This window comes from Escherichia sp. MOD1-EC6475 (assembly GCF_003046645.1).
In the GTDB taxonomy this organism is placed as follows: Bacteria; Pseudomonadota; Gammaproteobacteria; order Enterobacterales; family Enterobacteriaceae; genus Escherichia; species Escherichia ruysiae.
Map to the genome: position 1 here is coordinate 1 of NZ_PZKQ01000064.1, position 17086 is coordinate 17086.

At 51.8% G+C, this 17086-nt stretch carries 16 protein-coding genes; 11 read left to right on the forward strand and 5 right to left on the reverse strand.

Features of this window, described 5'->3' with window-relative positions; translation table 11 throughout:
* The first annotated feature begins 113 nt into the window (after positions 1–113).
* Genes A7589_RS19675 through lptG form a run of 7 tightly spaced genes read left to right on the forward strand, consistent with a single transcriptional unit; the run spans position 114 to position 6584 of the window.
* Positions 114–827 (forward strand): dTMP kinase, encoded by a 714-nt coding sequence (locus tag A7589_RS19675; protein WP_105282608.1) that lies wholly within the window; start codon positions 114–116, stop codon positions 825–827.
* Positions 828–857: 30 nt separating this feature from the next.
* On the forward strand, positions 858–1616 hold the full coding sequence (locus A7589_RS19680) for a nucleoside/nucleotide kinase family protein (RefSeq protein ID WP_000339523.1): 759 nt from the start codon (positions 858–860) through the stop codon (positions 1614–1616).
* Between the two features lie 45 nt (positions 1617–1661).
* Entirely contained in the window at positions 1662–3014 is a 1353-nt protein-coding gene (locus A7589_RS19685) for a lipopolysaccharide biosynthesis protein (protein WP_000896936.1), read from the forward strand.
* On the forward strand, positions 3011–3847 hold the full coding sequence (locus tag A7589_RS19690) for a hypothetical protein (protein WP_000984961.1): 837 nt from the start codon (positions 3011–3013) through the stop codon (positions 3845–3847). Before A7589_RS19685 ends, A7589_RS19690 begins: the two co-directional genes overlap by 4 nt.
* Complete coding sequence (locus tag A7589_RS19695; RefSeq protein WP_001141114.1) at positions 3847–4407, forward strand: YtfJ family protein; 561 nt, start codon at positions 3847–3849, stop codon at positions 4405–4407. Before A7589_RS19690 ends, A7589_RS19695 begins: the two co-directional genes overlap by 1 nt.
* A 30-nt stretch (positions 4408–4437) precedes the next feature.
* Positions 4438–5508 carry an LPS export ABC transporter permease LptF gene (lptF, locus tag A7589_RS19700; protein ID WP_010355588.1) on the forward strand — a complete coding sequence of 357 codons (1071 nt, stop codon included), beginning with the start codon at positions 4438–4440 and terminating at the stop codon, positions 5506–5508.
* Positions 5505–6584 carry an LPS export ABC transporter permease LptG gene (gene lptG / locus A7589_RS19705; protein WP_010355589.1) on the forward strand — a complete coding sequence of 360 codons (1080 nt, stop codon included), beginning with the start codon at positions 5505–5507 and terminating at the stop codon, positions 6582–6584. The genes lptF and lptG overlap by 4 nt, the downstream gene beginning before the upstream one ends.
* Before the next feature lie 34 nt (positions 6585–6618).
* Here lptG and spt read toward each other — a convergent pair whose 3' ends face one another.
* The 4 genes from spt to A7589_RS19725 are packed head-to-tail and all read right to left on the reverse strand — an operon-like array spanning position 6619 to position 10703.
* Positions 6619–7791: a serine palmitoyltransferase gene (gene spt / locus A7589_RS19710; RefSeq protein ID WP_000524981.1), complete on the reverse strand. Its 1173-nt coding sequence runs from the start codon at positions 7789–7791 to the stop codon at positions 6619–6621.
* Positions 7791–8039 carry an acyl carrier protein gene (locus A7589_RS19715; protein ID WP_000248094.1) on the reverse strand — a complete coding sequence of 83 codons (249 nt, stop codon included), beginning with the start codon at positions 8037–8039 and terminating at the stop codon, positions 7791–7793. Before A7589_RS19715 ends, spt begins: the two co-directional genes overlap by 1 nt.
* Positions 8040–8070: 31 nt before the next feature.
* Complete coding sequence (locus tag A7589_RS19720) at positions 8071–8985, reverse strand: NAD-dependent epimerase/dehydratase family protein (RefSeq protein ID WP_000084341.1); 915 nt, start codon at positions 8983–8985, stop codon at positions 8071–8073.
* Positions 8982–10703, reverse strand: a complete 1722-nt coding sequence (locus A7589_RS19725; RefSeq protein WP_010355590.1) for a fatty acyl-AMP ligase — start codon at positions 10701–10703, stop codon at positions 8982–8984. Before A7589_RS19725 ends, A7589_RS19720 begins: the two co-directional genes overlap by 4 nt.
* A gap of 379 nt (positions 10704–11082) precedes the next feature.
* Between A7589_RS19725 and yghO the strand changes: the two genes are divergently transcribed.
* A complete protein-coding gene (yghO, locus tag A7589_RS19730) occupies positions 11083–12207 on the forward strand; it encodes a protein YghO (protein ID WP_000590177.1) in 1125 nt (374 codons plus the stop codon).
* Between the two features lie 70 nt (positions 12208–12277).
* Here the strand turns inward: yghO and glcC are convergent, their stop codons facing one another.
* Positions 12278–13048, reverse strand: a complete 771-nt coding sequence (glcC, locus tag A7589_RS19735; protein ID WP_010355594.1) for a transcriptional regulator GlcC — start codon at positions 13046–13048, stop codon at positions 12278–12280.
* Between the two features lie 250 nt (positions 13049–13298).
* Here glcC and glcD point away from each other — a divergent pair, with 250 nt between their 5' ends.
* The 3 genes from glcD to glcF are packed head-to-tail and all read left to right on the forward strand — an operon-like array spanning position 13299 to position 17084.
* On the forward strand, positions 13299–14798 hold the full coding sequence (gene glcD / locus A7589_RS19740) for a glycolate oxidase subunit GlcD (RefSeq protein WP_000026094.1): 1500 nt from the start codon (positions 13299–13301) through the stop codon (positions 14796–14798).
* Positions 14798–15850: a glycolate oxidase subunit GlcE gene (glcE, locus tag A7589_RS19745; protein ID WP_000943115.1), complete on the forward strand. Its 1053-nt coding sequence runs from the start codon at positions 14798–14800 to the stop codon at positions 15848–15850. The genes glcD and glcE overlap by 1 nt, the downstream gene beginning before the upstream one ends.
* Before the next feature lie 10 nt (positions 15851–15860).
* Positions 15861–17084: a glycolate oxidase subunit GlcF gene (gene glcF, locus A7589_RS19750; RefSeq protein ID WP_001194830.1), complete on the forward strand. Its 1224-nt coding sequence runs from the start codon at positions 15861–15863 to the stop codon at positions 17082–17084.
* Positions 17085–17086 lie beyond the last annotated feature (2 nt).

Genomic DNA, 17086 nt, shown 5'->3' on the forward strand with positions numbered 1-17086 from the left:
AAGTTGGAGTCATTACCCAATGTGACAATTAACCATTGTCACAATAAGGTTGAACAGATATTCTGAGCACCGACCACGTAATATTCAATACATTATTTGCTGCCGGGTTTTTCGTGAATCAACGTAATATGTCAATAATTAATTCCACGCCAGTGCGTGTTATTGCCATTGTGGGGTGTGATGGTTCAGGTAAATCGACTCTCACAGCAAATCTGGTAAATGAACTGGCAACAAAAATGCCAACAGAACACATTTATCTCGGGCAATCTTCCGGGAGAATTGGCGAATGGATATCACATCTTCCAGTAATTGGCGCGCCTTTTGGGCGTTATCTGCGGGGGAAAGCGGCACATGTGCATGAAAAGCCGTCAACGCCGCCCGGCAATATTACCGCGCTGGTTATTTATTTGCTTTCCTGCTGGCGGGCGTACAAGTTTCGCAAAATGTTGCGTAAAAGCCAGCAAGGCTATCTGTTGATTACCGACCGTTACCCACAGGTCGAAGTGCCTGGTTTTCGCTTTGATGGCCCGCAACTGGCAAAAACTACTGGCGGTAACGGCTGGATAAAAATGTTAAGGCAACGCGAGCTGAAACTATACCAGTGGATGGCGTCTTATTTGCCTGTGTTATTGATTCGTCTTGCTATTGATGAACAGACGGCATTTTCCCGCAAGCCCGATCATCAACTGGCGGCGTTACAGGAAAAAATCGCCGTTACGCCACAACTGATGTTCAATGGCGCAAAGATACTGGAACTGGATGGGCGACAACCTGCTGATGAAATCCTGCAAGCCTCATTACGCTCGATTCACGCCGCACTTTCCTGATCACCAAAATGGATAGGGGATGATTTACGAATGGATGCACTACAAACGCAAACTGTTAACAGTACAACCGCGCCGCAACCCAACTACATTCCAGGGCTGATTGCGGTGGTCGGGTGCGATGGCACCGGTAAATCCACATTGACCACCGATTTGGTTAAATCGCTGCAACAACACTGGCAAACTGAGCGTCGTTATCTGGGGCTGCTATCCGGCGAAGACGGCGACAAAATTAAACGCTTGCCGCTCGTTGGCGTCTGGCTGGAACGGCGTCTGGCGGCCAAATCCTCGAAAACTCAAAGTATGAAAACTAAATCTCCGGCGCTATGGGCGGCGGTGATTATGTACTGCTTTTCTCTGCGAAGAATGGCGAATCTGCGCAAGGTTCAGCGACTGGCGAAAAGTGGTGTTCTGGTGGTCAGCGATCGCTTCCCGCAGGCGGAAATTTCCGGTTTTTATTATGACGGACCGGGGATTGGCGTCGAACGCGCCAGCGGCAAAATCAACATGTTTCTGGCACAGCGCGAGCGGCGCTTATATCAACAAATGGCTCAATATCGTCCTGAATTAATTATTCGTCTGGGCATTGATATTGATACCGCCATCTCCCGCAAGCCAGATCACGACTATGCCGAGCTGCAGGACAAAATCGGCGTTATGTCGAAGATTGGCTATAACGGCACAAAAATTCTTGAGATTGATTCCAGAGCGCCCTACCACGACGTGCTGGAACAGGCGCAGAAAGCGGTTTCTCTGGTTGCCATCGTTTCTGACCGCCGAAGTTTAACTTAAGGCTGGCGGGATACTTTTTACTATCAACGATAAGGTCAGGCTGAATTGGCGGGTTTTTACATCAAACATTGGTTTGCAGATGGAGCCTTTCGCACCATTATTCGCAATAGCGCCTGGTTAGGCTCCAGCAATGTCGTGAGCGCCTTGCTGGGCTTACTGGCGCTCTCGTGCGCTGGTAAAGGGATGACGCCAGCGATGTTTGGCGTACTGGTGATTGTGCAATCGTATGCTAAGTCGATCAGCGATTTTATTAAGTTTCAGACATGGCAGTTGGTAGTGCAGTACGGAACGCCAGCCTTAACCAACAATAACCCCCAACAATTTCGTAATGTCGTCTCGTTTTCCTTTTCGCTGGATATCGTCAGCGGCGCGGTGGCGATTGTCGGCGGCATTGCCTTACTGCCATTTCTTTCCCATTCATTAGGTCTGGATGAGCAAAGCTTTTGGCTGGCGGCGCTCTATTGCACGCTGATCCCCTCAATGGCTTCTTCCACGCCGACCGGCATTCTGCGCGCTGTCGATCGATTCGATTTAATTGCGGTGCAGCAGGCTACAAAACCCTTTCTGCGAGCGGCGGGTAGCGTAATCGCCTGGTATTTTGACTTTGGTTTTGCGGGCTTTGTTATTGCCTGGTACGCCTCGAATCTGGTTGGCGGCACGATGTACTGGTGGTTTGCTGCGCGTGAATTACGCCGCAGAAATATCCATAACGCCTTCAAATTGAATCTGTTCGAGTCTGCCCGTCATATCAAAGGCGCGTGGAGTTTTGTCTGGTCAACCAACATTGCTCACTCCATCTGGTCGGCGCGTAACTCGTGCAGCACCGTGCTGGTGGGGATTGTTTTGGGGCCAGCCGCCGCTGGGTTATTTAAAATCGCCATGACATTCTTCGATGCCGCCGGTACGCCAGCGGGTTTGCTGGGTAAAAGTTTTTATCCAGAGGTAATGCGATTAGATCCGCGCACTACCAGACCGTGGTTGTTAGGCGTGAAGTCAGGTTTACTGGCTGGCGGAATCGGTATTCTGGTGGCGCTCGCGGTGCTAATCGTCGGCAAGCCGCTAATTTCGCTGGTATTTGGCGTTAAATATCTCGAAGCATATGACCTGATCCAGGTGATGCTTGGTGCGATTGTTATTTCGATGCTGGGCTTTCCGCAGGAGTCATTGCTATTGATGGCGGGTAAACAGCGCGCCTTCCTCGTAGCGCAAACCATCGCTTCAATCGGCTACATCGTTTTGCTGTTCATGTTTTGTCATCTGTTTGGCGTGCTGGGAGCAGCGTTTGCTTATTTCGGCGGTCAATGTCTGGACGTGGCGCTCTCACTAATTCCGACCTTAAAGGCGTTCTTTCAGCGCCATTCATTGCTTTATAACGCAGCCGGAGAGAAATCCCGATGATGAGAAAATATTTTCCGCTTGAGGCGAGCGAGCGTTTATTTGTTGCGATTGAGGAAGATGATGTTGTTGACGCGCAGGTCAGTTTGCCGCCGACAATCGCCCTGGGTTGTACCGCCGAAATCATCCATGATAATTACGCGTTATGTCTGCAATTCTGGCTAAATGGCGTTGATCATAAGGAGTTGCTGCGTTTAATCCATAAACAAACCAAAGGCGATGAGCTTTCGGCTGAAGAGCGCAAACAATTTAAATACATGCGAGCGCGCTATAAGCATTTACGTTTTGCTCAACGGTTGTATTTAAAGAAGCATCAGGCCGGATTTTTATTCGGCAAAACGACGGTATGTCTGGGCCATTTTCAGGATGGTTTTCGTAACGGTAAGAAAAATATCGTGTCGTATTACGGTAACCTGTTACGGATTTATTTAAGCTCCCCGGTCTGGTCGTTAGTGAACTGGTCATTACGCCATAGCCAGTTAGAAAGCGTGAACGGTTTTATTGCCTATCGGCAAAAGCAAATGCATATCCTGAAAGAGATTATTGCCAAACCGCGACTAACCGGCAGGGAATTTCATGATGTGCGAAAAATCATCAGTCAGCAGGTTTCTTATTACGACACCCTAAGATCGCTTGATCCTGAAAATAAAGAGGCGTTACAGATTTCCCGCTTCCTCGCTGCCATTAATGGTCTGATGGGGGATAAACACGACGACATGGTGGCGGATGATATGGAGAACCGCCGTTCGTATAACGTGCCGACGGCGCTGGATAGCGATATTCGCCAGCGTTTAGAGCTGCTGATTTCGCGTTTTCCGCTATATCCGGAGCAATAATGCCATCTCGCCTGATTGTCGCGCTGATCCTTGCGCTCTTAGCGCCAGTCGTGGCGGCGCATAATTTCATCAATGGGAAGCAGGTTACGCCTATTTATATTCAGGATGGCGGCGAATTACTGCTTACTAACAACGATGAAATCTACTACCAGAAATGGAACAGCGCGCAACTGGCGGGAAAAGTCCGCATTATCCAGTATATCGCCGGGCGCAAGTCGGCAAAGAAAAAGAACTCACTGTTAATCAAAGCAGTAGAAGCGGCAAACTTTCCGCAGGATCGTTTTCAGCCCACCACTATTGTGAATACTGATGATGCCATCTTTGGTACAGGCTATTTTGTGAGCGGTAAAATCGAGAAAAATAAACGCCGCTATCCGTGGGCGCAATTCGTTATTGACGGCAATGGTCTGGGACGGGTTGCCTGGCAATTGCCGGAGCAGAGTTCAACCATTCTGGTGCTGAATAAAAACGGGCAAATTCAGTGGGCAAAGGACGGCAGCCTGACGCCGGAAGAGGTAGATCATGTTATTGCGCTGGCGCAGAAGCTGATCAATGAATAAAAAACTCAAAGGATTGAGGGCGTTAGTGAGATGAAGCTGATTGAACATTACATCATGCGCGGTACGCGCCGTCTGGTGCTGATTATCGTCGGTTTTCTGATCTTTATTTTCGCCAGCTATTCCGCACAGCGTTATCTGACCGAAGCGGCAAATGGCACTTTAGCTCTCAACGTTGTGCTGGATATCGTTTTTTACAAAGTGCTGATTGCACTGGAGATGTTGTTACCGGTTGGCCTGTATGTGTCAGTTGGCGTGACGCTTGGGCAGATGTATACCGACTCAGAAATTACCGCAATTTCTGCGGCGGGAGGCAGCCCGGCGCGTTTGTATAAAGCTGTTCTTTACCTTGCTATACCGTTAAGTATTTTTGTCACCGTTTTGTCGATGTATGGTCGGCCGTGGGCTTATGCGCAGATTTATCAACTGGAGCAACAGTCGCAGTCGGAGCTGGATGTCCGCCAGCTACGGGCGAAAAAATTTAATACTAACGATAATGGGCGGATGATCCTCTCGCAGACGGTTGATCAAGACAATAATCGCCTGACTGACGCGCTGATATACACTTCTACGGCCAATCGAACCCGCATTTTTCGTGCCCGCTCCGTTAATGTTATCGATCCCTCTCCGGACAAACCGACCGTCATGTTGCATAACGGCACAGCCTATCTTCTCGATCATCAGGGCAGTGACGACAACGAACAGATCTATCGCAATCTGCAATTACATCTGAATCCGCTGGATCAAAGCCCTAACGTCAAACGCAAAGCGAAATCGCTCACGGAGCTGGCGCATTCTGTCTTTCCTGCCGATCACGCCGAATTGCAATGGCGACAAAGCCGTGGCGTGACTGCGTTGTTAATGGCACTGATGGCTATCTCTTTAAGTCGGGTAAAACCACGGCAGGGGCGATTTTCTACCTTATTGCCTTTAACGTTACTGTTTATTGCCATTTTTTATGGCGGAGACGTTTGCCGCACTCTGGTGGCGAACGGTGCAATTCCTGTTATCCCTGGTTTGTGGTTAGTGCCTGGACTGATGTTGACTGGTTTGTTGGTGCTGGTTGCTCGCGACTTCTCTTTGCTGCAGAAATTTTCCCGATGAATGTCTTCAGTCGCTATTTAATCCGTCACCTGTTTCTCGGTTTTGCCGCTGCCGCAGGACTACTGCTGCCGCTTTTTACCACCTTCAACCTGATTAACGAGCTGGATGATGTCAGCCCTGGCGGTTATCGCTGGACTCAGGCTGTTCTGGTGGTGGTGATGACCCTGCCACGCACACTGGTCGATCTTGCGCCGTTTATCGCGTTATTAGGGGGGATTGTCGGTCTTGGGCAGTTATCGAAAAACAGTGAACTTACCGCTATTCGCAGCACGGGATTTTCCATTTTCCGTATCGCGCTGGTGGTGCTGGTCGCCGGAATGCTGTGGACAGTCTCGTTAGGCGCGATTGATGAGTGGGTAGCGTCGCCATTGCAGCAACAGGCGATGCAAATCAAATCGACCGCCACCGCGTTAGGGGGGGACGATGACATCACCGGCAACATGTTGTGGGCCAGACGTGACAATGAATTTGTGACGGTGAAATCGCTGAATGAACAGGGCCAGCCGGTAGGCGTGGAGATATTTCATTACCGCGACGATCTGTCACTCGAATCCTACATTTACGCGCGCAGCGCCACCATCGAAGACGATAAAACGTGGCTCCTGCACGGTGTGAATCATAAAAAATGGCTTAATGGCAAAGAAACGCTGGAAACATTAGATAATCTGCCGTGGCAATCGACGTTCACCAGTATAAATCTCGAAGAGTTATCGATGCCGGGTAATAGCTTTTCTGTCCGCCAGCTCAACCATTACATCCATTATTTGCAGGAAACTGGGCAACCGAGCAGTGAATATCGTCTGGCACTGTGGGAAAAGCTGGGACACCCCATCTTAACTCTGGCGATGATTTTACTGGCTGTGCCGTTTACCTTTAGCGCCCCGCGCTCACCGGGGATGGGCAGCCGTCTTGCTGTGGGCGTCATCGTTGGCTTGCTTACCTGGATCAGCTATCAAATCATGGTCAATCTGGGATTGCTATTTGCGTTAAGCGCCCCAGCGACTGCGCTCGGTTTACCGGTAGTGTTTGTGCTGGTGGCGTTGAGTCTGGTGTATTGGTATGACAGGCAACACTAAACCCGCCGTGGCGTAATACCACGACGGGTTAACATTACTGTTTCAGCGTGGCAAATGCCTGAATGATGGTATCGATTTGTTCGCGGCTGTGCGCAGCGTTAACGCTACAGCGCAGCAGCGTAATGCCCGCAGGCGCAGCAGGTGGCAGGATAAGATTCACATAAACACCTAGAGAGATAAGCTCGCGCCAGATGCGTAACCCTTCCTCTTTCGAACCGATTATCACTGGCACTACCGGGCTAATATGCGAGCTTAGCTCGTAACCCAATTTTTGCAGACCGTCATACAGATGGTTGGCGTTATCCATCAACTTTTGCCGCAACTCTGGTTGTGTGGCAATGGTTCTTAACGACGAGCGCACGGTCGCAATGCAGGAAGGAGAAGGGGAGGCGGTGAAAATATACGGGCGGCTGCCGTAGCGCAGCACTTCCATCGCTTCCGAGCCGACAGCAAAACCGCCGATAGAGGCCAGACTCTTACTGAAGGTGCCAACGATAATATCAACATCGTCCTCAACGCCAACGGCTTCAACCAGCCCACGCCCCGTTGCGCCTAACACGCCAAACGAATGAGCTTCATCGACAATCAAATAACCGCCGAGACGACGTTTGATATCAACAATTTCCGCCAGCGGCGCAACGTCGCCGAGCATACTGTAGATGCCCTCAACGATGATAATCGCCTCTTTCGCCCGTTCGCCGAGGCGAATCATGCGACGTTCCAGATCGTTGGCGTCGTTATGGCGAAAACGAATAATTTCCGCGCCGCCGAGAGAGCAGGCATCATAAATACTGGCGTGGCTATCGGCATCCAGCAATACCACGGCGTTATGGTCGGCAAGTGCGCTGATGACGCCTAAATTGGCGGTATAACCAGTTGAAAAAATAATAGCAGTAGGGCGATTGAAAAACTCGGCGATCTCTTTCTCTAACGCCAGATGCGGCGCATAGCTGCCATTAGCCATTCGAGAACCGGTGGTGCCGGTGCCTTGTGCCGCTAACGCAGCCTGACCTTCGGCGATGGCCTCGTTATTGAAGGTTAAACCGAGATAATTATTGGTTCCGGCCAGGATCACTTTTTTATTGCCGATACGCCCTTCGGTGGCGGAATACACTTCATCAATACAGGTGCCAAACGGCGTTAACCCGTTATCACTAAATTGCAGTCGCTCGCCAGCAAGACGCGCATATTTATCGTATAGCCCCATTATTTATTCTCCAGCCATGGAAGTAGTGTTTCCATTAATTGCGCAGGGGTTTTGACATCCAGCAGAATATTAATCGGAATGGAAATATCGAATCTGTCTTCCAGCATCATTAAGAGATCCATCACTTTGATCGATTCCAGACCAAGATCGTTGACGAGCGCGCTGTCAGGCTTAATTTCCACACCGTTTTCGACCAAATCCTGTAAACAGGAAAGGATGTAATCCATTACTATTTCACGATTTACCATAGAAACGTTAACACACCTTTAAACAAGACAATCAAAATAGCCCGTTGCGTAATGCGTGTTCCAGGCTAATCCCGGGAAACCAGTTAATATCTTCAGAAATACGGTTATTACTTGCCGACCAGTCGGCATGGGTTAATTCACGAATTTTTGAGCGCGTCAGCATTGGCTCTTTACCAGACAGACGACTTAATGTTGTGCTGATATCCGCAAGGCATGTGAGCAACGGTAGAGGAATGCCGACCATTCGCACGGAACCATGACGGGCGGCAGCAGCAAGTTGTTGTACGCGTTGCCAGTCATAGCCTCCGGAGACGCCATCGCATAATTCATATGTTTGCGTTGGTACAGTTTCGGCGCTTAACCACTGACTCACAGCTTGCGCGAAATCGGTAACGTGCAGAAAAGAGAGCCGTGTTTCTGGTGCGCCAAGCCGTGGCAGCAAACCGCGCAGCATCCAGTCAAACAGTGGTTTTAGCTCTTTATCGCCGGGGCCATAGACTGCCGTCGGGCGAAAAACGCCCAGCGTAATTTCGTCAGCCATCGCAGCCAGCCGTTGTTCGGCGACGTGTTTGGAGTTTGCATACCAGGAGAGTTCAGGATGGCGTGCCGCCAGTGAAGAGATAAACAGAAAACGTTGGCAAAAGCCGCTCTCTTTTGCTGCCTGCATCAGACGCAGACTGCCGTCAACGTTACAGCGGGTAAAGACATCTTCTTTGTGCCCGCGCACTTGCCCGGCACAATGAACCACCGCACTGGCACCGGCAACCAGCTCGCTAAGCGAATGCGTATCTTCCAGCGAACCGCGCACCCAGATGAGATTATCGCTGACGTGAGCGCGGGCAGTACGCGTCAACGCGCGAACATGAAAGCCGCGAATGAGCTGGTTATCGATAATATATTTACCAATAAACCCGGTAGCACCCGTCACCGCGACTGTTTGGCTCATACGAGAGATTCCTGCACAGCGGGATTAGCGGCGACGGCCTTCTGATAACGTTTTTTCGCTTCCGCACGGGCGGGCTTGCCGGAAGAGGTGCGGGGAATACTGTGGGGCGGTAACAGATCGATAGCCGCTGTCACGCCAAACTCGCTTTGTATCCGCGCCGCCAGCGAGTGGATAAGCTGCCTGCGACGTTCTTCGTCACTAATCCGACACTGGATCTGCAAAATGATTTTTTCCTGGGCGGTAACAAAAGCAATGGCATCGCCGGAGTGAATTTCCGGCTCCTGCTCCGCCAGGTACTCAATATCCTGCGGCCAGATATTGCGCCCACGAATAATAATCAGATCTTTAATGCGTCCGGTGACATACAGATAACCGTCCAGCAGATAGCCGAGATCGCCAGTATCTAACCAACCCGTCGCGGCAATCTCGTCTTGCGAAGCCAGGTCGCCAAAGTAACCACTCATCAGGCTGGGGCCGGAGATGCAAATATGACCTACCACACGTTCCGTGACTGAAATACCTGCTTCATTACGGATTTCAATACCATGTTCCGGCAATGCTTTACCGCAGTTGACGAAAGTCGATACAACGCGCGTTTCTGCGTTCGGCGCGACGGCTTTACCCTGATATTCTAGGATGTCGCGATCCACTTCGTTAACTACAACGCCGGAGGTTTCGTCAGAAAAACTGACGGCAAGTGCGTTCTCTGCCAGCCCGTAGCATGGCATGAAAGTTTTATCGTCAAAGTTAGCCTGACGGAAACATTCAGCAAATTGATGGAGTTGCTCTGCGGAGATTGGCTCAGCGCCAATACCGGCGACGCGCCAGCAGGAGAGATCCAGTTCAGCGAGATCTTTTTCATTCACCCGGCGCTGGCACAGTTCATAGCCAAACGGTGGCGCAACGGAAACGGTGCCGCGATTTTTGCTGATCAATTTAAGCCATTGCAGCGGGCGCATGGCGAAATCCTGAGTGCGCAAGTAATCCACTGAAAGCTGCGTGGCGACAGGTGTCAGGAGAAAACCGACCAGCCCCATATCATGATAGAAAGGCAGCCAGGAGACGCAGCGATCGCCCGGACGTAATTTAATGCCGTCATGACTGATGGCACGTAGATTTGCCATTACTTCGCGATGAGTAATGATGACGCCACGGGGAAAACGGGTGCTGCCGGAGGTGTACTGGAGGTAGGCTATATCGTCTGGAACGGGATGCTGGAGCGTAACGTCGGCTTCCGGCAAGGATTTAAACCAGGCATGGCTTAACACATGCAACTCGGGGTTGTCATGCGTCGCAGCATTGACCAGCGGTAACCACTCATCGCCGGTGATAATCGCGGCTGGCTGACAGCTTGCCAGTAAGCCCTGCAATTTGGCGCTCCAGGAATCTCGTTGACCGACCCCCATCGGAATCGCCAACGGGACGGCGACTAACCCGGCATACTGGCAGGCAAAAAATGCTTCAACAAACCCGCTACTGGTTTCGGCAATCAGCGCCACGCGATCGCCTTTTTTCAAATTTAGCGATAACAACCGCTTTGCGCCTGCTTCGGCATGTGCTTTTAAATTGTGATATTCCAGTTCATCTTCAAGCTGGCAACGTCTGTCATAAAAATTCATTCCGGCGCTACCCAGAGCGGCATAATCCAAAGCATCAACCAGCGTTGGAAAATCGGCATAGCGCATAGGCAGGGAATGCGTAAAAATTTTATTAGACATATACACCACGAGAAAATTGGATATCAAAAATAAAATGACAATAATGCGGTGGATTATATATGCATAAAAGATAAATGAGATAGTATTTTCACGGGTGCGATATTGAACATTGATTTAAATAATGATTTTAACTTTTTTGTTTTTATTGTGAATAATATTTGATTTGTGAATATATTAAGTAAGTGGCCTGTCTGGTCGCATTAAGCACTAACGATTAATATTTTTTCAGATAATGTAGGTGATGGTATTATCGCAATAATTAAAAACAGTATTTTATATTCATCGGATGGATTATTAAGGTGCCGAATGTCTCGGTGTATGCCCGTATTCCCTCCGTTAATTATTTGTTAGCCACTGAGCCAGGGAATGCGGTCTGCTGATGATTAAAATTGAAAAAGTAATTAATAAAAATGACCTTAAGGCATTTATCGCTTTTCCGTCATCACTTTATCCCGATGATCCAAACTGGATACCCCCTTTATTCATTGAACGCAGCGAGCATTTGTCTGCGAAGAATCCGGGGACGGACCATATCATCTGGCAGGCGTGGGTGGCAAAAAAAGCCGGGCAGATAGTTGGGCGTATTACCGCGCAAATCGATACCTTGCACCGTGAGCGTTACGGTGAAGATACCGGTCATTTCGGCATGATTGACGCCATTGATGATCCGCAAGTTTTTGCCGCTTTATTTGGCGCAGCGGAAGCGTGGTTGAAGTCACAAGGCGCGCGCAACATCAGCGGACCTTTCAGCCTGAATATCAATCAGGAAAGCGGATTACTGATTGAAGGTTTCGATACACCGCCATGCGCGATGATGCCGCACGGTAAACCGTGGTATGCCGCGCATATTGAACAATTGGGTTATCGCAAAGGCATTGATCTACTGGCGTGGTGGATGCAGCGAACCGATCTTACTTTCTCTCCGGTGCTAAAAAAACTGATGGAGCAGGTACGCAAAAAGGTGATCATTCGCTGCATCAATCGCCAGCGGTTTGCCGAAGAAATGCAGGTTCTGCGTGAGATTTTCAACTCTGGCTGGCAGCACAACTGGGGATTTGTGCCGTTTACCGAACATGAGTTCGCGACCATGGGCGATCAGCTTAAGTACCTGGTGCCGGACGATATGATCTACATCGCCGAGATTGATTCTGCACCCTGTGCGTTTATTGTCGGCTTACCGAACATCAACGAAGCGATTGCCGATCTGAATGGATCGCTCTTTCCCTTCGGCTGGGCAAAATTGCTGTGGCGCTTAAAAGTCAGCGGTGTGCGAACTGCGCGAGTGCCGCTGATGGGGGTACGTGACGAGTATCAGTTTAGCCGCATTGGCCCGGTGATCGCGCTGCTGCTGATTGAAGCATTACGCGATCCGTTTGCTCGCAGGAAGATTGATGCGCTGGAGATGTCATGGATCCTCGAAACCAATACAGGCATGAATAACATGCTGGAACGCATTGGGGCGGAGCCGTATAAACGTTACCGGTTGTATGAAAAGCACATTTAATACCAGATCCCATTAAGCGCAGGGGCGGTCCCCTCGCCCCAGGGGAAGAGGGGGAGGGCGAAAACTCGGCTCACATTCCCCCCGGATTCATCTCCAGAGGCACCGCCGAGCGAATCAAGTGGTGGCCTTCCAGCTCGATATCGTGGAGATTCTTTTTTACGGTCATCACGTGATCGCGGGCGGCGCGCTGGGCGACGTGCGGCAGCCGCTGCAAAACCGCGTTATAGATCCGCGCATGTTGGCGATCGATCTGTTTCTTCTGCTGTGGTCGATGGTAGAGATTATTCACGCTGGCAAACACCGAATTAAACATCAGGTCGGTCAATGATTGCAGAGTAAACACCAGCACCTGATTGTGGGAAGCCTGACAAATTGCCCGATGAAAAGCGTGATCCAACTGCGCATGTTCGATCAGCGAAATCTCTTTGTTGTTCTCACTGGCGGCGAGCATTTTTTCATAACAGCGGGTAATCAAGACAAAATCAGCCTGGGTTCCCAGCGTTGCCGCCAGCCTTGCCGATTCACCTTCCAGCAGTGCGCGAACGTCGAGCAGATCGTACAGCGTTCGCGGCTGCGTACTGAACAGATGGATTAGCGGGCTGGTGTCCTGCACCCGATCAAGACGAGCCACACGGGAATCACGCCCCTGCGCCGTTTCAATAATCCCGCGCCCGCGCAGCACGGTCAGTCCTTCACGCAGTGCGGAGCGTGAGAAGCCGAGCTTTTCACACAGTCGGCGCTCTGAAGGAAGCGGCTGCCCAACTTTCAACACGCCGTCGATAATCAACCGTTCGATACTCTCTGCAACCACTTCGCAAATAGGGCGACGCTCATCTTTCATTGCCGGACCTCGTGCACAGGTAGGACCAATTTTTCTGTTCTTAATTTGCAAAACACGTACATCACGTAAGTGATTATGTTACATCAATTTAACATTAAGTTAACCGAGGCAAGGTCACAGAGCTGGAAAAAAAATGGTCTGACCGGTAGCTAAAGAGATAGACGAAAACAAAAAGCCCGCTTAATAACTGTTCACAGAAGCAGCGCGCAAAAATCAGCTGCCACACAACACAACAAAGCGAAGCCTACTCATGAGCATCTTGTACGAAGAGCGTCTTGATGGCGCTTTACCCGATGTCGACCGCACATCGGTACTGATGGCACTGCGTGAGCATGTCCCAGGACTCGAGATCCTGCATACCGATGAGGAGATCATTCCTTACGAGTGTGACGGGTTGAGCGCGTATCGCACGCGTCCATTACTGGTTGTTCTGCCTAAGCAGATGGAACAGGTGGCAGCGATTCTGGCTGTCTGCCACCGTCTGCGTGTACCGGTAGTGACCCGTGGCGCAGGCACCGGGCTTTCTGGCGGCGCGTTGCCGCTGGAAAAAGGTGTGTTGTTGGTGATGGCGCGCTTTAAAGAAATCCTCGACATTAACCCCGTCGGTCGCCGCGCGCGCGTGCAGCCGGGCGTACGTAACCTGGCGATTTCCCAGGCCGTAGCGCCGCATAATCTCTATTACGCACCGGATCCCTCCTCGCAAATCGCCTGTTCTATTGGCGGCAACGTGGCGGAAAACGCCGGAGGCGTCCACTGCCTGAAATATGGTCTGACCGTACATAACCTGCTGAAAATCGAAGTGCAAACGCTGGACGGCGAGGCGCTGACGTTGGGATCGGACGCGCTGGATTCGCCTGGTTTTGACCTGCTGGCGCTGTTCACCGGATCGGAAGGTATGCTCGGCGTGACCACCGAAGTGACGGTAAAACTGCTGCCAAAGCCCCCCGTGGCGCGCGTGTTGTTAGCCAGCTTTGACTCGGTAGAAAAAGCCGGGCTTGCCGTCGGTGACATCATCGCCAATGGCATTATCCCCGGCGGGCTGGAGATGATGGATAACCTGTCGATCCGCGCGGCGGAAGATTTTATTCATGCTGGTTATCCCGTCGATGCCGAAGCGATTTTGTTGTGCGAGCTGGACGGCGTGGAGTCTGACGTTCAGGAAGACTGCGAGCGGGTTAACGACATCTTACTAAAAGCGGGCGCGACTGACGTCCGTCTGGCACAGGACGAAGCGGAGCGTGTGCGTTTCTGGGCCGGTCGCAAAAACGCCTTCCCGGCGGTGGGGCGTATCTCGCCGGATTACTACTGTATGGACGGCACCATTCCGCGCCGTGCGCTGCCTGGCGTACTGGAAGGCATTGCCCGTTTATCACAGCAATATGATTTACGCGTTGCCAACGTCTTTCACGCGGGAGACGGCAACATGCACCCGTTAATCCTTTTCGATGCCAACGAACCCGGTGAATTTGCCCGTGCGGAAGAGTTGGGTGGGAAGATCCTCGAACTCTGCGTCGAAGTGGGCGGCAGCATCAGTGGGGAACATGGCATCGGGCGCGAAAAAATCAATCAAATGTGCGCCCAGTTCAACAGCGATGAAATCACGACCTTCCATGCGGTCAAGGCGGCGTTTGACCCTGATGGTTTGCTGAACCCAGGGAAAAACATTCCCACACTGCACCGCTGCGCTGAATTTGGTGCCATGCACGTGCATCACGGTCATTTACCTTTCCCTGAACTGGAGCGTTTCTGATGCTACGCGAGTGTGATTACAGCCAGGTGCTACTGGAGCAGGTGAGTCAGGCGATTAGCGATAAAACGCCGCTGGTAATTCAGGGAAGCAATAGCAAAGCCTTTTTAGGTCGCCCTGTCACCGGGCAAACGCTGGATGTGCGTTGTCATCGCGGCATTGTTAATTACGACCCGACCGAACTGGTGATTACCGCTCGCGCTGGAACGCCGCTGGTGGCGATTGAAGCGGCGCTGGAGAGCGCCGGGCAAATGCTCCCCTGCGAGCCGCCGCATTATGGTGAAGAAGCCACCTGGGGCGGGATGGTCGCCTGCGGGCTGGCGGGGCCGCGTCGCCCGTGGAGCGGATCGGTACGCGATTTTGTCCTCGGTACGCGCATCATTACCGGCACTGGAAAACATCTGCGCTTTGGCGGCGAAGTGATGAAAAACGTCGCCGGATACGATCTCTCGCGGTTAATGGCCGGAAGCTACGGTTGTCTTGGCGTACTCACTGAAATCTCAATGAAAGTGTTGCCGCGACCGCGCGCCACCCTGAGCCTGCGTCGGGAAATCAGCCTGCAAGAAGCCATGAACGAAATCGCCCAGTGGCAACTCCAGCCGCTACCCATTAGTGGCTTATGTTACTTCGACAATGCGTTGTGGATCCGCCTTGAGGGCGGCGAAGGATCGGTAAAAGCAGCGCGTGAACTGCTGGGGGGCGAAGAGGTTGCGGGTCAGTTCTGGCAGCAATTGCGTGAACAACAACTGCCGTTCTTCTCATTACCGGGCACTTTATGGCGCATTTCCTTACCTACCGATGCGCCGATGATGGATTTACCCGGCGAGCAACTGATCGACTGGGGCGGGGCGTTACGCTGGCTGAAATCGACAGCCGATGACAATCAAATCCACCGCATCGCCCGCAACGCTGGCGGTCATGCGACTCGCTTTAGTGCCGGAGATGGCGGCTTTGCTCCGCTACCGGCTCCTTTATTCCGCTATCACCAGCAGCTTAAACAGCAGCTCGACCCTTGCGGCGTGTTTAACCCCGGTCGCATGTACGCGGAACTTTGAGGAGCAGGCTATGCAAACCCGATTAACCGAAGAGATGCGTCAGAACGCGCGGGCGCTGGAAGCCGACAGCATCCTGCGTGCCTGTGTTCACTGCGGATTTTGTACCGCAACCTGCCCAACCTATCAGCTTCTGGGGGATGAACTGGACGGGCCGCGCGGGCGCATCTATCTGATTAAACAGGTGCTGGAAGGCAACGAAGTTACGCTTAAAACACAGGAGCATCTCGATCGCTGTCTCACTTGTCGCAACTGTGAAACCACCTGTCCTTCTGGTGTGCGCTATCACACTCTGCTGGATATCGGGCGTGATATTGTCGAGCAGAAAGTGAAACGCCCACTGCCGGAGCGAATGCTGCGCGAAGGGCTGCGCCAGGTGGTGCCGCGTCCGGCAGTCTTCCGCGCGCTGACGCAGGTAGGCCTGGTGCTGCGACCGTTTTTGCCAGAGCAGCTCAGAGCAAAACTGCCCGCCGAAACCGTGAAGGCCAAACCACGTCCACCGCTGCGCCATAAGCGTCGGGTTTTAATGCTGGAAGGCTGCGCCCAGCCTACGCTTTCGCCCAACACCAACGCGGCAACCGCGCGGGTGCTGGATCGTCTGGGGATCAGCGTCATGCCAGCTAACGAAGCAGGCTGTTGTGGGGCAGTGGACTATCATCTTAATGCGCAGGAAAAGGGCTTAGCGCGTGCGCGAAATAACATTGATGCCTGGTGGCCTGCGATTGAAGCGGGTGCCGAGGCTATTTTGCAGACTGCCAGCGGCTGTGGCGCGTTCGTCAAAGAGTATGGGCAGATGCTGAAAAACGATGCGCTGTATGCCGATAAAGCGCGTCAGGTCAGTGAACTGGCGGTCGATTTAGTCGAACTGTTGCGCGAGGAACCGCTGGAAAAACTGGCAATTCGCGGCGATAAAAAACTGGCCTTCCACTGCCCGTGTACTCTGCAACATGCGCAAAAGCTGAACGGCGAAGTGGAAAAAGTGTTACTTCGTCTTGGATTTACCTTAACCGACGTTCCCGACAGCCATCTGTGCTGCGGGTCGGCGGGAACATATGCGTTAACGCATCCCGATCTGGCGCGCCAGCTACGGGATAACAAAATGAATGCGCTGGAAAGCGGCAAACCGGAAATGATCGTCACCGCCAACATTGGTTGCCAGACGCATCTGGCGAGCGCCGGTCGTACCTCTGTGCGTCACTGGATTGAAATTGTAGAACAAGCCCTTGAAAAGGAATAACA